Origin of the sequence: Pseudanabaena yagii GIHE-NHR1, assembly GCF_012863495.1 — a bacterium.
Taxonomy (GTDB): domain Bacteria; phylum Cyanobacteriota; class Cyanobacteriia; order Pseudanabaenales; family Pseudanabaenaceae; genus Pseudanabaena; species Pseudanabaena yagii.
The window spans coordinates 2,110,553-2,127,469 of the sequence record NZ_JAAVJL010000001.1; the positions used below are offsets into that span (position 1 = coordinate 2,110,553).

At 42.8% G+C, this 16,917-nt stretch carries 15 protein-coding genes; 10 read left to right on the forward strand and 5 right to left on the reverse strand.

What is annotated here, in order from left to right; genetic code table 11:
* Positions 1–234: 234 nt before the first annotated feature.
* Entirely contained in the window at positions 235–1,170 is a 936-nt protein-coding gene (locus HC246_RS09685) for an IS5 family transposase (protein WP_169364403.1), read from the reverse strand.
* Positions 1,171–1,457: 287 nt separating this feature from the next.
* Between HC246_RS09685 and HC246_RS09690 the strand changes: the two genes are divergently transcribed.
* The 3 genes from HC246_RS09690 to HC246_RS09700 all read left to right on the forward strand — a co-directional run bounded on the left by HC246_RS09690 (position 1,458) and on the right by HC246_RS09700 (position 7,096).
* Complete coding sequence (locus HC246_RS09690; RefSeq protein ID WP_169363209.1) at positions 1,458–2,039, forward strand: hypothetical protein; 582 nt, start codon at positions 1,458–1,460, stop codon at positions 2,037–2,039.
* Between the two features lie 55 nt (positions 2,040–2,094).
* Positions 2,095–3,588 (forward strand): glycolate oxidase subunit GlcD, encoded by a 1,494-nt coding sequence (gene glcD / locus HC246_RS09695; RefSeq protein WP_169363210.1) that lies wholly within the window; start codon positions 2,095–2,097, stop codon positions 3,586–3,588.
* 325 nt (positions 3,589–3,913) lie between these two features.
* Entirely contained in the window at positions 3,914–7,096 is a 3,183-nt protein-coding gene (locus tag HC246_RS09700) for a CHAT domain-containing protein (RefSeq protein ID WP_169363211.1), read from the forward strand.
* Between the two features lie 8 nt (positions 7,097–7,104).
* Here HC246_RS09700 and dusA read toward each other — a convergent pair whose 3' ends face one another.
* Complete coding sequence (dusA, locus tag HC246_RS09705; RefSeq protein ID WP_211167666.1) at positions 7,105–8,151, reverse strand: tRNA dihydrouridine(20/20a) synthase DusA; 1,047 nt, start codon at positions 8,149–8,151, stop codon at positions 7,105–7,107.
* A 272-nt stretch (positions 8,152–8,423) separates the two neighbouring features.
* Here dusA and purN point away from each other — a divergent pair, with 272 nt between their 5' ends.
* Together purN and HC246_RS09715 are read left to right on the forward strand one after the other, a co-directional pair.
* Positions 8,424–8,987: a phosphoribosylglycinamide formyltransferase gene (purN, locus tag HC246_RS09710; protein WP_318655920.1), complete on the forward strand. Its 564-nt coding sequence runs from the start codon at positions 8,424–8,426 to the stop codon at positions 8,985–8,987.
* Positions 8,988–9,207: 220 nt separating this feature from the next.
* A complete protein-coding gene (locus HC246_RS09715) occupies positions 9,208–10,278 on the forward strand; it encodes a metal ABC transporter solute-binding protein, Zn/Mn family (protein WP_169363213.1) in 1,071 nt (356 codons plus the stop codon).
* A 212-nt stretch (positions 10,279–10,490) separates the two neighbouring features.
* Here the strand turns inward: HC246_RS09715 and HC246_RS09720 are convergent, their stop codons facing one another.
* From HC246_RS09720 to HC246_RS09730, 3 genes are all read right to left on the reverse strand, one after another.
* On the reverse strand, positions 10,491–11,501 hold the full coding sequence (locus tag HC246_RS09720; RefSeq protein ID WP_169363214.1) for a hypothetical protein: 1,011 nt from the start codon (positions 11,499–11,501) through the stop codon (positions 10,491–10,493).
* Between the two features lie 77 nt (positions 11,502–11,578).
* Positions 11,579–12,331, reverse strand: a complete 753-nt coding sequence (locus HC246_RS09725; RefSeq protein ID WP_169363215.1) for a GvpL/GvpF family gas vesicle protein — start codon at positions 12,329–12,331, stop codon at positions 11,579–11,581.
* Positions 12,332–12,418: 87 nt separating this feature from the next.
* A complete protein-coding gene (locus HC246_RS09730; protein WP_169363216.1) occupies positions 12,419–13,405 on the reverse strand; it encodes a metallophosphoesterase in 987 nt (328 codons plus the stop codon).
* A 137-nt stretch (positions 13,406–13,542) separates the two neighbouring features.
* Here HC246_RS09730 and rlmN point away from each other — a divergent pair, with 137 nt between their 5' ends.
* From rlmN to HC246_RS09755, 5 genes are all read left to right on the forward strand, one after another.
* Positions 13,543–14,622, forward strand: a complete 1,080-nt coding sequence (gene rlmN / locus HC246_RS09735; RefSeq protein WP_169363217.1) for a 23S rRNA (adenine(2503)-C(2))-methyltransferase RlmN — start codon at positions 13,543–13,545, stop codon at positions 14,620–14,622.
* A gap of 129 nt (positions 14,623–14,751) precedes the next feature.
* Positions 14,752–15,777 (forward strand): sulfate/molybdate ABC transporter ATP-binding protein, encoded by a 1,026-nt coding sequence (locus HC246_RS09740; RefSeq protein ID WP_169363218.1) that lies wholly within the window; start codon positions 14,752–14,754, stop codon positions 15,775–15,777.
* 77 nt (positions 15,778–15,854) lie between these two features.
* On the forward strand, positions 15,855–16,139 hold the full coding sequence (locus HC246_RS09745) for a toxin-antitoxin system TumE family protein (protein WP_211167667.1): 285 nt from the start codon (positions 15,855–15,857) through the stop codon (positions 16,137–16,139).
* Positions 16,136–16,489, forward strand: coding sequence for an HVO_A0114 family putative DNA-binding protein (locus HC246_RS09750; protein ID WP_169363220.1), 354 nt, complete (start codon positions 16,136–16,138; stop codon positions 16,487–16,489). The genes HC246_RS09745 and HC246_RS09750 overlap by 4 nt, the downstream gene beginning before the upstream one ends.
* 87 nt (positions 16,490–16,576) lie before the next feature.
* Positions 16,577–16,915: a hypothetical protein gene (locus tag HC246_RS09755; RefSeq protein WP_169363221.1), complete on the forward strand. Its 339-nt coding sequence runs from the start codon at positions 16,577–16,579 to the stop codon at positions 16,913–16,915.
* Positions 16,916–16,917: the final 2 nt, after the last annotated feature.

Below are 16,917 nucleotides of genomic sequence, written 5' to 3' on the forward strand. Positions count from 1 at the left end.
GAGGGAAGAACGATGTGTTATAAATCCAACCCAAATTACTGTTTCATGCTGTACGTGCGAAACAGTAATTTGAATTTTAGGTTTACTTATGCCTAACTACTTGGGACTTTTACTAAAAAAGTGCTCTGACCTGCGATAAAACTGCATAGTTTAAAACGATCTAGTTATATTACAAAATCATGAGGCTTTGTTGCATGAATAAAAAGAAGCCAAAAGATGGAGGATCTTAGAAAATTAACGAACAACAGGAGAGGAGAGAGGTTTAGCCAGTTGAATCATGCGATTAAGAGCAGCACATTTGATGAACAACTCAACCGCCTGATTGTCAAATTTACGAGAACATAAAGTAGCACCAAAGATTTTTTTGAAACGAAACATCGTAGTTTCTGCCAAAGAGCGCCGATGATAACCTGAGTCACGTTTCCATTTTTTACGCCCATGTTTACGGATATAACGGAGATTTTGGTCACGCGGATGTGGTGGAGCATTGGTATTGCCATGCTGCCAGATTTTGGCATCTTTGCGCGGAGGAATCACGGCTTTAGCACCATGTTGGGCAATCTCGTCATAACAATGACGATGGTCATAAGCTCCATCTGCGGAAACTTGAGCAATTTCAGCATCAATCGCATCGAGAATATCGGCGAGTACTTCTCCATCGTGGCAATCATTCGTGGTGACGACCGCAGCCAGTATTTCTCCTGTTGATTCATCGGCTCCTAGGTGTAATTTGCGCCATGTCCGTCTCTTACTAATTCCATGCTGCCGTGTTTTCCATTCCCCTTCGCCGTATACTTTGATCCCTGTCGAATCAACTACTACATGCACTGCTCCCTGTTTCGGGATTACTGGTAAGGTCACACTTAAACTTGCTGTCCGTCTTGACACGGTGCTGTGGTCTGGTACTGGTAAATCTATTCCCATCAAGGCAAATATTGACTCTAACAGTCCTTGCGTTTGTCTTCCTGCTTGCTGATATACCGCTTTGACCGTGATAAATGTCGCTATTGCTATATCACTGTAATCTTTGGAAGCTCCCCGTTTGCCACTTAATGTTTGATTTAACCATCCTTCAATTACTTCTTCGCTCATCCAAAAAGTCAGGCTTCCTCTTTGTTTTAGCCCTGCGTTATACTCTGTCCAGTTGCGGATCTCATGTTTCTGTGTCATTTGCTGGGACTCCATCTCCTGATTTTTATCTAATTTACCTTCTCTTCCCCTTTTTATGCAACAACGCCAAATCATGAGCTAAATGTTTTAAATCAGCATAGTTATATATTACAAAAGTCATGAACGAAATTGATGTTCTCAAGCGATTTTTAGCAGTTCCATTAGGAAACTCAGATCCTATCTTTCAGTATTTCTCGAATCTACCAAATAGAGAGATTATTTTTCGTGGAGAACGACCTAAACGATTCCTTTATATTAGAGGGAAACGCCAAAATAAAGTTGTATTGGTGGCTCATGCCGATACGGTCTGGGATAGCTTGACAGGCAGGGATGAGGATACTAGACATGAATTAGTTTTTAGCAATGGAATATTTAGATCTTCCAGTACCATCTGTGGAATTGGTGCAGATGATCGGGCTGGATGTGCCATGCTGTGGTTACTTAAAGATTTAGGGCACTCATTACTTATCACAGATGGCGAGGAAGTAGGAGGGATAGGAAGTAATTGGCTAATGGACGATCCAACAAATGCTGACATTGCTCAAGAAATAAATAGAGAACATCAGTTTATGGTTCAGTTGGATCGTCGTCATGGCAAAGATTTTAAGTGCTACTCTGTTGGCACAGATGCATTTCGTAACTATTTACTTCGGGTAACGGGATATACAGAGCCAGATCGTTTTTCTTTTACGGATATTGTGACATTATGCCGAGACATTACTGGAGTTAATCTCAGTATTGGATACCGTCACGAGCATTCATCACAAGAAAGCTTGTCCGTAGAGGAATGGCAAAATACTCTAAATCTATGTCGCAGATGGCTATCGAATGATTATTTGCCAAGGTTTTCGCTTACAAAGCCTAACTAACTGGCTAAACCAGATTGCGATAAGATGGGCATAGTCCTCGTTTTGATAGAAAAGCATGACCGCGATCGCTACTATTCCTCAAACCGCATCATCACAACCTATTGATTGGCAAGCGATCGCTAACGCCTTTATTGAGATTGTAGGCGATCGCTATGTTGTCCGTACTCGCGAGGAGTTACTCGCCTATGAATGTGACGGACTGACCAGCTACAAACAACAACCTGCGATCGCTGTTTTGCCGAATACTACCGAGGAAGTAGCAGCAGTTGTAAAAATATGCGATCGCTACAAGCTTCCCTTTGTGGCGCGGGGTTCGGGTACAGGGCTATCAGGGGGCGCGTTACCCTTACCTGAATCAGTACTGATTATTACCTCACGGATGCGGAAGATCTTAGAGGTCGATCTCGAAAATCAGCGCGTCGTCGTGCAACCGGGGGTAATCAATAACTGGGTGACGCAAGCTGTCAGTGGTGCAGGATTCTACTATGCGCCCGATCCTTCTAGCCAAATCATCTGCTCTATCGGTGGTAATGTCGCCGAAAACTCAGGGGGCGTACATTGCTTGAAATATGGGGTGACCACCAATCATGTGCTGGGGGCAAAAATAGTATTACCCGATGGCTCAATTAAAGATATCGGCAGCAAAATTCCCGAAAGTCCGGGCTATGATCTCACAGGGCTTTTCGTTGGTTCTGAAGGAACCCTTGGCATTACCACCGAAGTTACTCTAAAGATTCTCAAATCGGCGGAATCCATCCAAGTTCTCTTAGCAGACTTCACCACTGTAGAAGCCGCAGGCTCAACTGTGTCTGACGTGATCAGTGCTGGCATCATTCCGGGGGGCATGGAAATCATGGACAACATGAGTATCAATGCCGTAGAGGATACGGTTGCCACCAATTGCTATCCCCGTGATGCAGCATCCATTCTCTTAATTGAGATTGATGGCTTAGAGAGTGAAGTTGCTGAAAATGCAAAACGAGTCGAAGCCATTTGTTATCAAAATGGAGCTAGAAATGTGACTACGGCTAGCGATCCTGAACAAAGGCTCAGACTTTGGAAGGGTAGAAAGGCAGCCTTTGCGGCGATGGGTCGTCTCAGTCCTGACTACTATGTGCAGGATGGTGTGATTCCTCGCACCAAGTTGACCTATGTGTTACAAGAGATTGCCAGACTGAGTGAAGAATATGGCTATTACGTTGCCAATGTCTTCCATGCAGGAGATGGGAACCTCCACCCATTAATTTTGTATAACAATGCCGAAGCTGGTGCTTTAGAAACCGTAGAAAAACTAGGCGGTGAGATCCTCAAACTCTGTGTGCGCGTAGGTGGCAGCATTTCGGGCGAACATGGCATCGGTGCGGATAAGAAATGCTATATGCCAGAGATGTTTAGCGAGTCAGACTTAGAAACGATGCAATGGGTGCGTGAGGCATTTGACCCACAAGGGATTGCTAATCCCACCAAAATTTTGCCAACTCCGCGCACCTGTGGAGAAGGCGCAAACCCGAATCATGATGCTAAGTATAAATTAGTTGATCGTTTCTAAAACATAGAGATGCTCTCGAAGGCGTGGAAATATCTCTATGTTTTTAAAAGCGCTATATAGCAAAACCCCAATAAGTAAAGGCGTTACGAAGTAACGCCTTTACTTATTGGGGTTTTATTTCGGGATAATTTGAAACGTTTTTTGAGAGAGGGGTTGCTACGCAACCCCTCTCTCAAAAAACAAAAGTAAAAGCCTTGCTTAGCAAGGCTTTTACTTTTGTTTTTTTTAAATTTGCCAACTTAACCCGAACTGGCGTTATAAAAATGAAAGTATCTTCGATACGCGATAATGAAAACATTGTCATCATTACAGGGTAGCAGTTGCCATGAGTCAGCAATCTAGAGCCAAGTCCCTTAACAGCAAGAGAAATTACTTACACAACTTTCTTGCAGTCTCCATGATTACGACTACTTGCCTTTTGCCGTCGGTAATGATTGCGGCATCACCAACGATCGCCCAAACAGCAACAACTCAAACAATTCAAAATGGGGAGTCCCGTAGTTTTCCGATCACTTTGCAGTCTGGGCAGTTTGTGAGGATTCTGGTACAACAGCAGGGAATTGATCTAGTAGTGACGCTACTCAGCCCAGATGGGAAAGACATCGCTACTTCCGATAGTCCTAATGAAGATGAAGGTACAGAGGTGATCTCCGCGATCGCGAAGGTTTCAGGGGAATATAAACTAGTTATCAAGACTTTAGATCCGAAATCATCGGGGAAATTTAGCTTTACGATTGAGGACTTACGCACTGCCACCGATGCGGATCGTAAATATATTGTGGCGGAAGTTGCTTTTATGGAAGCGACAAAAATTAGTGATGGGGATAATGAGAAGAAACAACAGGCGATCGCTAAATTTCTCGAAGCGTTACCTGTATTTAAAGCTATGGGGCGAACCTATTGGGAAGCACTTACACTGAAAACAGTTGGTGATATTTATAGTGATTTAGAGAAATATTCCGAATCCCTGAACTATCGCCAGCAAAGCCTAACACCTTTTAAGCAACTGGGGGATCTCAAACAATTAGGAAGAATACTCAATAATATTGGCAAAACCTACGAAAAACTTGGAGACTTTCGCAGTGCGATCGCCTTTTATGAACAGGCAAGAACTGCGCGTAAATCCATTCGCGATCCTTGGGGTGAAGGGGTAACTTTGAATAATCTTGGCTATGCCTACGATACACTTGGGCAACCGAAGGAGGCTTTAGCCTTTTATGAACAGGCTCTAAATATTTGGCGAGAACAAGGAAATCGTAAGGAGGAAGGGAATACTCTCCGCAATGTCGGGGCAGTCTATCGAAAGCTCAGCGACTATGCCAAGGCGCTCCAGTTCTATCAACAAGCCTTAGCAATTAATCAAGAAATTGGCGATCGTTCCAATGAAGGCAGGACTCTCAATAGTATTGGACTACTCTATAACAACTTAGCTCAACCCAACAAAGCACTAGATTTTTTACGTCGGTCATTGGCGATCGCCAAGCAAAGAAAAGATCTACGCGCTCAATCATCAATTCTCAGTAATATCGGTCTCGCCTATCGCCGCCTCAAGGAAATTGACAAAGCCTTAGAATCATACTTCCAAGCTTTTCAATTAGCCTTAGATACAGGCGATCTCGGCTCCCAGTCTGTCACCCTCAATAACCTTGCTTCGATCGCTATCGATCAAAAAAAGTATGCCGAAGCGATGGATTTCCTCCAAAAAGCTCTAGTAGTGGTCAGAAAAGTCGGCGATCGCGTCACTGAAGCCACAATTCTCAATAATATTGGTCTAGTTTCCAAATACCAAGGCAAGCCCAACCAAGCCTTCGCCACCTATCAGCAATCCTTACAATTGGATCGCCAAACAGGAAATCGGCGTGGTGAAAGTATTGCCCTTGGGAATATGGGTGGTTTAATGGCAGAGCAGGGACGCATGGAATTTGCCATTTATTTCTATAAGCTGTCGGTAAATGTCCGTGAGTCAATTCGTAAAGATATTCGGAGTCTCTCCCGTGAAGATCAGAACGCATTTAAACAGTCCGTGTCTGACATCTATCGAGGTCTAGCAAGTATGCTGTTAGAACAAGGTCGAGTCATGGAAGCCTTACAGGTACTAGATCTGCTTAAAGTCCAAGAATTGCAAGACTATCTCCAAGATGTTAAGGGCAATGACATCACCGCTCAGGGAATCGAACTATTGCCACAGGAACAGACTCTATCTAAACTAATTTCTGAAGTTGAATCCCAAGCCAATAGTTTTAATAATGAATTGGACTCACTGCGTAAGCTGCCCAATCCCAATGACACCCAACAAGCAAGAATTGCGGAAATCAGCAAAATCCAACTAGAGGCTAATCAAAAATTGGTCAGTTTATTTGATAGCAATAATGTGCAGACCATCGAGAAAAATCTGCAACAAAATGCGATCGCAGACAACCTCAAACTTAAGGCTTATCTCAGTCTCCAAGAGCGTTTAAAAAGCCTCATCCAAACCGCCCAGTTTCCCCAAAGGACAGCCTTATTTTATCCCTTGATTTTAGGTGATCGCCTCGAACTCGTTCTATTTATTCCCGATACTCCCCCCATCCATCGCACAATCAAAATTAGTCAAACTGATTTGCAAAGTGCGATCGCTACTTTTCGCAATGACCTCCAAGATGCCAATTCCTTTGACGTTCAAGATTCAGGCAAGAAACTTTATGAATGGATGATTAAGCCGATTGCCGCAGATCTGCAAAAACATCAAATCCAAACCATTATCTATGCCCCCGATGGACAGTTGCGCTATATTCCTCTAGCCGCTCTCTACGATGGCAAGCAATGGTTGATTGAGAATTATGCTATTAATCACATCACGGCAATTAATTTATTCCGCCTCGGTTCGCAAACTGCCTTCAAGCCCAATGTAATTGCGGCTGCCTTTAGTCAAGGCAAGTATGAGTTTAATGTCGGCGAACAAAAATTTGCATTCACAGGCTTACCCTTTGCGGGTAAGGAAGTTGAAAATTTAGGCGCAATTATTCCTAATACGACCAAGTTATTTAACTCATCGTTTCAACGCAATGAAATCATCGAACCCAAACGCAATTACAACATTATCCATCTCGCTACCCATGCAGCATTTGTCAGTGGCAAACCCGAAGAATCCTTTATTCTCCTCGGCAATGGCGATCGCCTCAGTCTCCGCGAAATCCAAAATCTGAAAATGCCTGCGGTGGATTTAGTGGTATTAAGCGCTTGCCAAACGGCTCTAGGCGGCGTAGTGGGCGGCGGCGAAGAGATTTTGGGCTTTGGGTATCAAATGCAAAGAACGGGGGCAAAAGCCGCGATCGCATCATTGTGGACTGTCTCCGATGGCGGTACTCAAGCCCTGATGGATATTTTTTATGGGGAATTACAAAAGGAGCAGTTTTCTAAAGTGGAGAGCTTGCGTCAAGCGCAACTATCTTTGATTCGCAATCCCAAATCTGAATTCAAACATCCCTATTATTGGTCAGCCTTTATTCTGATTGGCAATGGATTTTAAGCATAGATTCATCCTCCCGCGTAGCGGGAGGATGAATCTAAATCCGTAACTGCTCTAATTGCCTCGCGGATTACCTCCGAACCTGCTCCAACAATGCAGGATTTATCGGTGAGAATGCGTTTCCAAAAGCGGCTACCAGCTTGACCATGAAACAGTTGCAACATATGGCGCGTGATTTTATTTAACTTCAATCCCCTACCAGTCCATGCATCGATATAGGGAATCATTGCCTCAGCAACTTCCAATCGATTACGAATCGGTGACTCATCATCAAAGAACTCGCGATCGCTAGTTGCAAAGAGATAAGGATTGTCATAGGCAGCGCGACCAATCATCACCGCATCAACGTACTGCAACTGCTCATGGGCTTGATCTAGGGTCGTAAATCCACCATTAATTTCAATAAATAAATGTGGAAATTCTTGCTTTAATCGATGCACATCGGCATAACGCAAAGGTGGAATTTCTCGATTATCCTTGGGGCTAAGCCCCTGTAACCATGCCTTTCGCGCATGAACTGAGAAACGCTGACAACCAGCTTCTGAGAGAATGCGTACAAAATTTTGCATATCCTCATAGCTATCTAAATCATCAACCCCAATCCGATGTTTGACCGATACAGGAATCTGCGTCGCCGCAACCATTGCCTCAATACATTTCGCGACTAAGTTGGGATTTTTCATTAAGCAAGCGCCAAAATGTCCACTTTGGACGCGATCGCTTGGGCATCCCACATTCAAATTAATTTCGTCATAGCCCATCGCTGCGGCAATCCGCGCACATTCAGCGAGGTCTTGAGGATTGTCGCCGCCCACCTGCAATGCAAGGGGATTTTCCGCAGGCGAGAAGCCTAAGAGATAGTCCTTATCGCCATGCTTAATTGCGGCACTCGTCACCATTTCCGTATAGAGCAAAGTTCGTCGCGTAATCTGGCGCATGAAATATCGATAATGGCGATCGGTGCGATCCATCATGGGCGCAATGCTGATGGGATAGGTAGGATGGCGATCGCCTAATTTCTGTGTAGAAATTGGCATTTCCGATAGGGTAGTCATGGCAAGATCAAAGCGTTATAGTGGCGGCTCACAACGAAGCACTGCTCCTATATAGTACCAAAGCGAATAGCAATCCTAAATGGTTTGTGGAAGCGCACCCCGAAGGGGTGCGCTTCCACAAACCCCAAAACCTACAAATGATTTAGGACTGCTATAGGTTTGGTTTTTAATTCATGAAAGTGTGACCACACTTTCATGAATTGGTATAAACTTGTGTCTGCGTTTTTTGTGTGGATTTGTTTTAGAGGCATCGAAGATTTGTGAGCGTAAAGGTGTTAGCCGTATTAGCTTCAGGAAGTGGCAGTAATTTGGAAGCGATCGCGCAAGCCATCCATGATGGAAAGCTGCAAGCTAAAATTGCTGTCGTGATCTATAACGAACCTGATGCTTTTGCGCGTCAACGTGCAGAAAAGTTTGGTATTCCTGCGATTCTAGTCAATCATCGCGATTACAAATCTCGCAAAGCTCTCGATCTGGCGATCATCGATATTCTCAAGCAGTACCATGTCGAGCTAGTAATCATGGCAGGCTGGATGCGAATCGTCACCCAAATTTTAATCGATGCCTTTCCCGAACGAATTCTCAATATTCATCCCAGTTTGTTACCGAGTTTCAAAGGTATTCATTCGATCGAGCAAGCTTTTAACTATGGGGTGAAAATAACGGGCTGTACGGTGCATTTGCTAAGCCTCGAAGTCGATAGTGGCAAAATCATCAAACAAGCGGCAGTTCCTGTACTACCTGAAGACTCTCTCGCAGATTTACAAAAACGTATCCAAGTTCAGGAACATATCATTTATCCAGAAGCGATCGCTGAATATATAAGCACCTTATAGGTAGCTAACATCAGTTTGGTTTAAGCTAGCAAATTTTAAAAGACCAAAAGTAAAAGCCTTGCATAGCAAGGCTTTTACTTTGATAGAGGGGGGTGCGTAGCACCCCCCTCTATCAAAGACCGTTTCAAATTATCCTGAACTCGCGTTAATTTATCGCGGCAGCACACTTTAATTGCTGCAAAAGTATTATGATAATGATTATCATTTTTATGGTACGCCCATGTTTGCCAAAGCGCCCTTAAAATTAGCCTCAAGATCAAGTAAAACTGGATTAAGGCTTAAGGCGATCGCACCTTTATTAATAGCGATCGCTACCAGCATCAATGCTTGCACCATCAATACAAGTCCAACTGTCAGCAGTCCTAGTACCACCACTACCACTGCAAAAAATGAAAGTTTGCCCCTAGTTGTAGCGACTAATTCCGTGATCTGCGACATAGCTAAGCAAATCGCGGGGGAGACGATAAATCTCAAATGTCTCATTGAAGCTGGTACTGACCCACACCTTTATCAACCAAAACCTGAAGACCGTAAAGCGATCGACTCTGCGAAGTTAGTTCTTTATGGTGGTTATGGCTTTGAGCCAAACCTAATCAAACTGATTCAAGCAAGTTCCAATACTGCACCCAAAATTGCGGTGAATGAGATTGCTATACCAACGCCTCTAATGTCCACTGAAGGACATGACCATGATCATAAGGAAGATCAAAAATCTGCTAAATCTGCAAAGGAAGCTGACCCCCATGTGTGGAACAATGCTCAAAATGGAATTAAAATTGCTCAAGCAATCAACAAAAATTTAATCACTCTCCGTCCTGATCAAGCAGATACCTACAATAAAAACACCACTAAACTAGTTAATGAATTAGGACAAATTGATACTTGGATTAAGGCACAAATTGTGACAATTCCTGAAAGTTCACGCAAACTAGTCACTACTCACGATGCCCTCGGTTATTATGCAAAAGCTTATGGAATTCCCATTGAAGGCGCTTTGAATGGTATTAGTACTGAGGAGCAACCTACACCAACCAGAGTTAAAGAACTTGTTGATGTAATTAAAACCAGTCAGGTTCCCACGATTTTTGCCGAAGTATCAATCAATCCCAAGTTGATTAATGCTGTTGCGAGGGAAGCAAATGTCAAGGTTAGCGATCGCGAAATTTATGCTGACGGACTAGGTGCAAAGGGTAGTGAAGCAGAAACCTATACTAGGATGCTGATTGCTAATACAAAAACAATTGTCGAGGGATTGGGCGGGAAATATAATCCCTTTCAATTGCAAAATTAATGATTCATCTCTAAAAATAACAAGAACGCATATATAGCAGTCCTAAATCATTTGTAGATTTTTGGGTTTGTGGAGGATCACCCCTTCGGGTTGCGCCGCCTCCACAAAACATTTAGGATTGCTATAGCACTTTTCAATTAAGCGAGTTACAGAGATTTGTTTTCCCTCTTTCGGGGGGAAGTGCCCCCTAGAATGGGAAATGCTATATTCAGTTATTTGAACAGATTTTTGAGGAATAATTGCATTCTTACGAAAGCAGGTTTGAGTTTAGTTTTTACAGGAATTTGTAATTTATAAAATATTCTATCTAAGTAATGTTTTATTTTCTCTTTAAAGGATTGCCCTTGATAATAGTTAGGGATAAATTGCTTTGTCCATCCTTGAAAATGAATATTATGAAAAGGTATAGGAGCTTTATCCTTAGAGATTCCTAATAATTGATTATTTTGTAAGATCACCTTTTTGTGGTTATGTTGCATTTCATATTCATCCTCTAAAAAATTAGACCGTGAATTAAAATTCATATCAAAATTCCCTTCGCGGTTACTGACTAATAGATTGATGACACGATGACTATATTCGCGGCTAAACAGATATAAAGTTGTCATATCACAGATGCCCCCAGCAACTTTATGGTGAATGTGCCAATTCCACTTTTGATAATACATATTCAGTAAATCTTGTTTATGAAAAGTATCAATTGTAAATTGGCAAAATTTGCGTAATGTTTCCTGTGTCCAATAGGAGATATGACCACCTGCACACCAATAATATGAATCATGGGACTGCTGTGGAATTAAAAAAGCGCAGTTATCGGCAATTTCAGGATGCAGGCTGAGTATCCGTTCTGGCGAGGTAAAAATTAGTACATCGGAGTCAAGATAAAATGCTTGCGAAATTCCTTTACTTTCCATATAGGCAAGTAGATAAAACCATCTCAGCCAGCAAAATATTTCATAATCTTGCGAGTTCGTAGAAATATGTTGATAGTTTTGATAAAACTCTTGAACTAGCTCAGTCTGTAAATCATCGATGGGACATACTTCTACGCCATCAATCTCTGAGTTATGAGTTTCATTACTGAGTAGAGCGACATCAGAATTGTGGTTAACTGCTAAAGCTTGTCGCAGCACATAGGGCAGATACCAACTATCCCCTTTATGGACAAATACAATTGGAATTGAGTGAGATAGATTATTTTGTTCTTTTGCTTTTTCAACCATAAACATCCTACTCAAATAACTTATACGGCAGAAGATGAGCGGCGCAAAGCGCCGCTCATCTTCTGCCTATTTAATACTTAATCTCGATCAACCTTGACAAAATTATAGGGAGCAGTGAAGTCGTTGTAGCGGATTCTGAGGCGATTTTCAAATTGTTTGTCTAGATTCTCTACAGCCGATGCAAATTCAGGCTCTCGATCCCAATCAATCAGAAATGAACCGTTATAAATCATATTCTCAGTCATCAATTCACCTTCAACATATTCATGGGATAGAGGCTTGAGGGTATTCAGAAAAGCATCCACAATGATTTGCTGGCGGTTTTCGATCGCAGCTTCTAGTTCTTGCCCGATCGCGATCGCCTCATCCATACTCAAAATCTTACCAATGAGAGCTTCGCGTCTTTGGCGTAATCCATCATTCTCAGCAACAGCAAGATTTAATTCTTCAGTTTGATTCCAAAATAGTTTGACACTGACTTCGCGCTTACTAATCAAGTTATTGATTAATCCCTTAAGTTGCTCTGCGTAGGGGATTAATAGATCATTCTGGACTTCTTCCCAATCTTCCACCACTAGTCCAAACTGTAAAGGCAAAGGCACAGCTTTGTGTGGATCGATCGCTTTCATTAAGACTTCTAAAACGGTTTCATGGGCGAGGAGATTTGCCCGACTAGCAAGGTAACGATCCTGTTGAGATTCACTATAAACGATCGCAAAGGGGGGAATCGCATGAAACTGGACAGGTTGAGCATTCATACCCTTAAGATCTAGATGTTTAATCAAATCTAGATTTTCAGCTTGCAAAATCGCGTATAAGTATAAGCTCATAGAAGTGAATAGGTTTAGTTAAATTGAGGGGCAAGATGGCATTAAGGATGGACGGCGCGAAGCGCCGTCCATCCTTAATGCTAGATTTTAGGCGATGGTTTTGGTGATGATAGAACGATCAAATACTTTGCCATCGGTAGCGATCGCTTTGGTGATGATCTTATCTTGATAGACATCAAAAGTCATGAAGCTAAACTGCGAACTCACAAAAGCAGTTTGTGGCGATCGCCCAAATTTGTATAGTGGTGCACCGCCGCCGCCATTGACGATATAGGTAGTGCCATTGATCGCATTAAACCTTTCATAACCATGATCATGTCCGCAGAGATATAAATGCACTTTATGCTTAGCAAAAATTGGTGCGAGTTTGGCGGCTAATTCGGGATTACTGCCATGTCTACCCGACGAATAGAGGGGATGATGTCCATAGACAATTTTCCAAGGGGCAGTACTTTTAGCTAGTTGCTGATCGAGCCATGTCAGTTGCGCTTCCCAAGCAGCATTACTATTCGTATCAAGGGCAAAAAATTCTACGGTTCCTTCTTTGACATCACCTTGAGTAAAGGAATAGTAGCGATCGCTCATGTTAAAAGGTTTGTAATTAATCTGGTCGAGACCATTATTAGATTTGATAATGTCGTGGTTGCCCAGCACTGCATAGAATTTCACATTCTCCTTGAGCAATGGTGCATAGGGTTCTTCAAAATATGCTTTAGCTAATTTAATTTCACCATAGGAGTAAATATTATCGCCTGCCATCAAGACAAAGGCATAGGGCTTTTGCTGATAGGTTTCCCACATAGCCTTAGCCACAGCAAATTGATCGGGGCTACCAAATCCGTTATCCGCGATCGCCGCAAAACGGAGTAATGGCTCCTCCGTGGTTTCAAGGCTGATTTCATTATTTGCGTCAGCAAGGTTATTGGAAGCAACCGATGTAGGAGATTGAGCGGCGGCTGGCTCATATGTGGTTTGGTTTTTCGATTTAGCGATCGCATCATAAATCAAAGCCCCAATTACAGGAACTCCAATCAATGCCCCACCTATTGCGAATAAAAGCTGACGGCGTTTCATAAAGTTCTTTCACCACATCCTACTTGTATCAATTCCAATTTACCAAGAAATAAATTTTTTGGTGTAAAGCCTTAGATCAAGCGTTCATTCTAATTTTTGAGTAAACTTAAGATATTCGCCCATTTGCCTACGCCACCATGACTGCCAATACCTTGCCAAACCCTTCGACTAAAGCCCTACCTCTGTTGGGGCGATCGCTCTCTGAACTAACAGAATGGGTCGAAGCACAAGGACAGCCTCGCTACCGTGGTAAGCAGCTTTATGAATGGATATATACGAAAGGGGCAAGAAATTTAGAAGACATTACAGTTTTTCCTAAGGCATGGCGTGAGCAATTTGCGACTCATCCGACGGTTGAGATGGGGCGATCGCAGATTCATCTCCATAAGCAAAGTCGTGACGGCACTGAGAAATTTCTACTACAACTAGCTGATGGTGAAATCGTGGAAACCGTTGGTATTCCCACCAGTAAGCGTTTGACGGTTTGTGTATCCACTCAAGTAGGTTGTCCGATGGCTTGTGATTTTTGTGCCACAGGCAAAGGGGGATTTCGGCGTAACTTAGCAAAGCATGAAATCATCGATCAAGTGCTAACTGTCCAAGAAGTCATGCAGCAACGTGTCAGCAATATTGTCTTCATGGGCATGGGCGAGCCATTGCTCAATTTTGAGAATCTCGTCGGGGCAATTCATGTCATCAATAAAGATATTGGCATCGGTCAACGCAATATCACTGTTTCCACTGTTGGTATTCCTAATCAAATTCCTAGATTCGCGAAGGAACATCTCCAAGTTACTCTCGCAGTCAGCCTCCATGCTCCCAATCAAAATATTCGTGCTCAAGTAATTCCTTCTGCCGATCGCTATCCGTTAGAAGCACTCATGGATGATTGCCGTGCCTATGTGGAAATCACTGGTCGAAGGATTAGTTTTGAATATACCTTGCTAGCGGGAGTGAATGACTCTGCGGCAAATGCACAGGAACTTGCTCACTTAATTCGCGGGTTCCAAAGTCATGTCAATTTGATTCCCTACAACCCCGTTAACGATGCGGATTACCAACGTCCTAGCGAGAGAGCAATTCAAACCTTTGTGCAAACTTTAGAAGATGCCAAAATCGCTGTAAGTGTACGCCGTACTAGAGGCTTAGAAGCCGATGCCGCTTGTGGACAACTTCGAGGACAGCATGAGAAAGCCTTAGCAAAACAAACATCCTAAGCAGACGCAAGGGCTGTGGCAACTCATCCATAATATGGTATATAATCAACGGTATCATCGCGAGCTATTAGTAGTTTATTGGGCGCGATACCGTTGATTATTCCCAGATACTTTTGAGGCAAGAGCAGCGTGGGTATTGTTGTAGAAAATGTAAATAAAAAATTTGGCGATTATGTAGCTCTCGATAATATTAACCTTGAGGTCAAAACTGGATCTCTAGTTGCGCTGTTAGGTCCCTCTGGTTCTGGTAAATCCACATTATTACGAGTAATTGCAGGCTTAGAATCTCCCGATAGTGGCAAAATTTTCCTTACAGGTAAAGACGCAACCGATCAAGATGTCCGCGATCGCAATATTGGTTTTGTGTTTCAGCATTATGCGTTGTTCAAGCACATGACCATTCGCCAAAATATTGGCTTCGGATTAGAAGTCCGCAAAATGCCTAAGGCGAAAATAGCCGATCGTGTAGAGGAGCTACTCGAACTCATTCAACTCAAAGGACTTGGCAACCGCTATCCCTCACAACTATCGGGTGGACAACGCCAAAGAGTCTCCCTTGCCCGCGCCCTTGCTGTACAACCTAGCGTATTGCTACTTGATGAGCCGTTTGGAGCGCTAGATGCTAAAGTCCGTAAAGAATTGCGTGCATGGCTACGCCGTCTCCATGATGAAGTCCATGTCACCAGTGTATTTGTGACCCACGACCAAGAAGAAGCGATGGAAGTATCTGACCAAATCGTGGTGATGAATCAAGGTAAAATTGAGCAGATTGGCACACCTGCGGAAGTTTATGATAATCCTGCTACGCCTTTTGTGATGAGCTTTATCGGTCCAGTGAATGTACTGCCAGTTAAAAGCGAGCAAGTTAGCAAATTCCAGCCAACTCACGAACAAAATGGGAAAGGCGATCTATATATTCGTCCTCGTGATATTTTGATTGAACTTGAGGCAACTACTACTTCTGTAGCAGCAAGGATTAATAGAATCATTAACCTTGGTTGGGAAGTTCAAGCTGAGCTAGTGCTAGATGATGGACAGGTATTAACTGCTCACCTCACCCGTGAACGTTTTAATGAGTTAGATTTACAACCGCAGCAAAAAGTTTATATTGAACCCAAGGACACCAAGTCTTTCTCGTTAGATTATTCAATCTAATTTATACCCAAATCAATAAACATCTGTTATTTTTCGTTTCGTGGACATTCCACGCATATATTGCTAGTATGCAATATATGGCAGCTATTTTGATTGCAAGAGCTAAAGAAGTCCGCGACGATGGTTCGATAATCGAAGTTGTGATTTGGGAAGTTCCTGAATCTATATTCCCATCTAAGCATAGATACAAGTACCGACTTTACTATGGTGCTTCTGGCATATGCCGAGTTCGTTACGATAATGAGCGTGGAAAAGGAGACCACCGCCATTACGGAGATCAAGAGAAAGACTACAATTTCTCTACACTTGAACAACTTCTAGCCGATTTCGAGCAAGATGTGAACGAATGGAGTAACCTATGAAGGCAATTATTGAATTAAGTCGTAATGGCTCCATCTTCGGGGCTGTTAAACAGCAAATTGCTAACTCTCAGCAAGGACAATCGCCTGACTACCATCTGAGTTTCGAGTCAGCTCGCGCTTTATTTTCCGAGTTGACACCAGCCCGCCTCGATTTACTCGATACACTTAGTCGTATTGGTTCTAGTAGCATGTATGCCCTTGCGAAAACTGCCGAACGTAACTACTCAAACGTTCATACTGATGTGTCACGTCTATGGGAACTGGGACTTATTGAAAGATCTGAAGACGGGATGGTTTCTGTACCCTTTGAATCAATCGAAATTCGTTTTCCTTTAGCACATGCTGCGTAGATTTAGGCGTACTTCACCGTTGAGTTCTACGCTACTCAAAAAATTTGATATAGACTAGTAGGTAGATGTTATCAAGGAGCTAAAACGATGATTGGTAAGACCATTTCTGTAGTTGCGACAAGTTTAGTCTCAGCCACAATATTTGCTTCGGCTGGAGCGATCGCTCAAGTCAACACCGCTACCACATTGTCTGAGCAAACTCTACGGGAAGCACAGCAGCAAGAAAAGGGTTCAATGAATATTGGCGGTAGTAATCTCAACTTATTGCAATTAATGAATAGTATTAATCTCGCTGGTGGTAAATCTCCTGAACAGTTTCGGGCTAGCCAAAGTGAATCGTTAGATGATGCTGTTTCTAACTTTAAGAATCAACAACGTCGTGAAGTTAAGTTTTCGATTCCCGCAACCAATCCTGCAACTAATTAAAT

Coding starts and splice junctions, on each gene's coding strand:
- HC246_RS09750 (WP_169363220.1), top strand. CDS start 16,136: ATGAAGGCAATTATTGAATTAAGTCGTAATGGCTCCATCTTCGGGGCT.
- HC246_RS09745 (WP_211167667.1), top strand. CDS start 15,855: ATGGCAGCTATTTTGATTGCAAGAGCTAAAGAAGTCCGCGACGATGGT.
- HC246_RS09715 (WP_169363213.1), top strand. CDS start 9,208: ATGTTTGCCAAAGCGCCCTTAAAATTAGCCTCAAGATCAAGTAAAACT.
- dusA (WP_211167666.1), bottom strand. CDS start 8,151: ATGACTACCCTATCGGAAATGCCAATTTCTACACAGAAATTAGGCGAT.
- HC246_RS09730 (WP_169363216.1), bottom strand. CDS start 13,405: ATGAAACGCCGTCAGCTTTTATTCGCAATAGGTGGGGCATTGATTGGA.
- rlmN (WP_169363217.1), top strand. CDS start 13,543: ATGACTGCCAATACCTTGCCAAACCCTTCGACTAAAGCCCTACCTCTG.
- HC246_RS09685 (WP_169364403.1), bottom strand. CDS start 1,170: ATGACACAGAAACATGAGATCCGCAACTGGACAGAGTATAACGCAGGG.
- HC246_RS09700 (WP_169363211.1), top strand. CDS start 3,914: ATGAGTCAGCAATCTAGAGCCAAGTCCCTTAACAGCAAGAGAAATTAC.
- HC246_RS09755 (WP_169363221.1), top strand. CDS start 16,577: ATGATTGGTAAGACCATTTCTGTAGTTGCGACAAGTTTAGTCTCAGCC.
- HC246_RS09725 (WP_169363215.1), bottom strand. CDS start 12,331: ATGAGCTTATACTTATACGCGATTTTGCAAGCTGAAAATCTAGATTTG.
- HC246_RS09720 (WP_169363214.1), bottom strand. CDS start 11,501: ATGGTTGAAAAAGCAAAAGAACAAAATAATCTATCTCACTCAATTCCA.
- glcD (WP_169363210.1), top strand. CDS start 2,095: ATGACCGCGATCGCTACTATTCCTCAAACCGCATCATCACAACCTATT.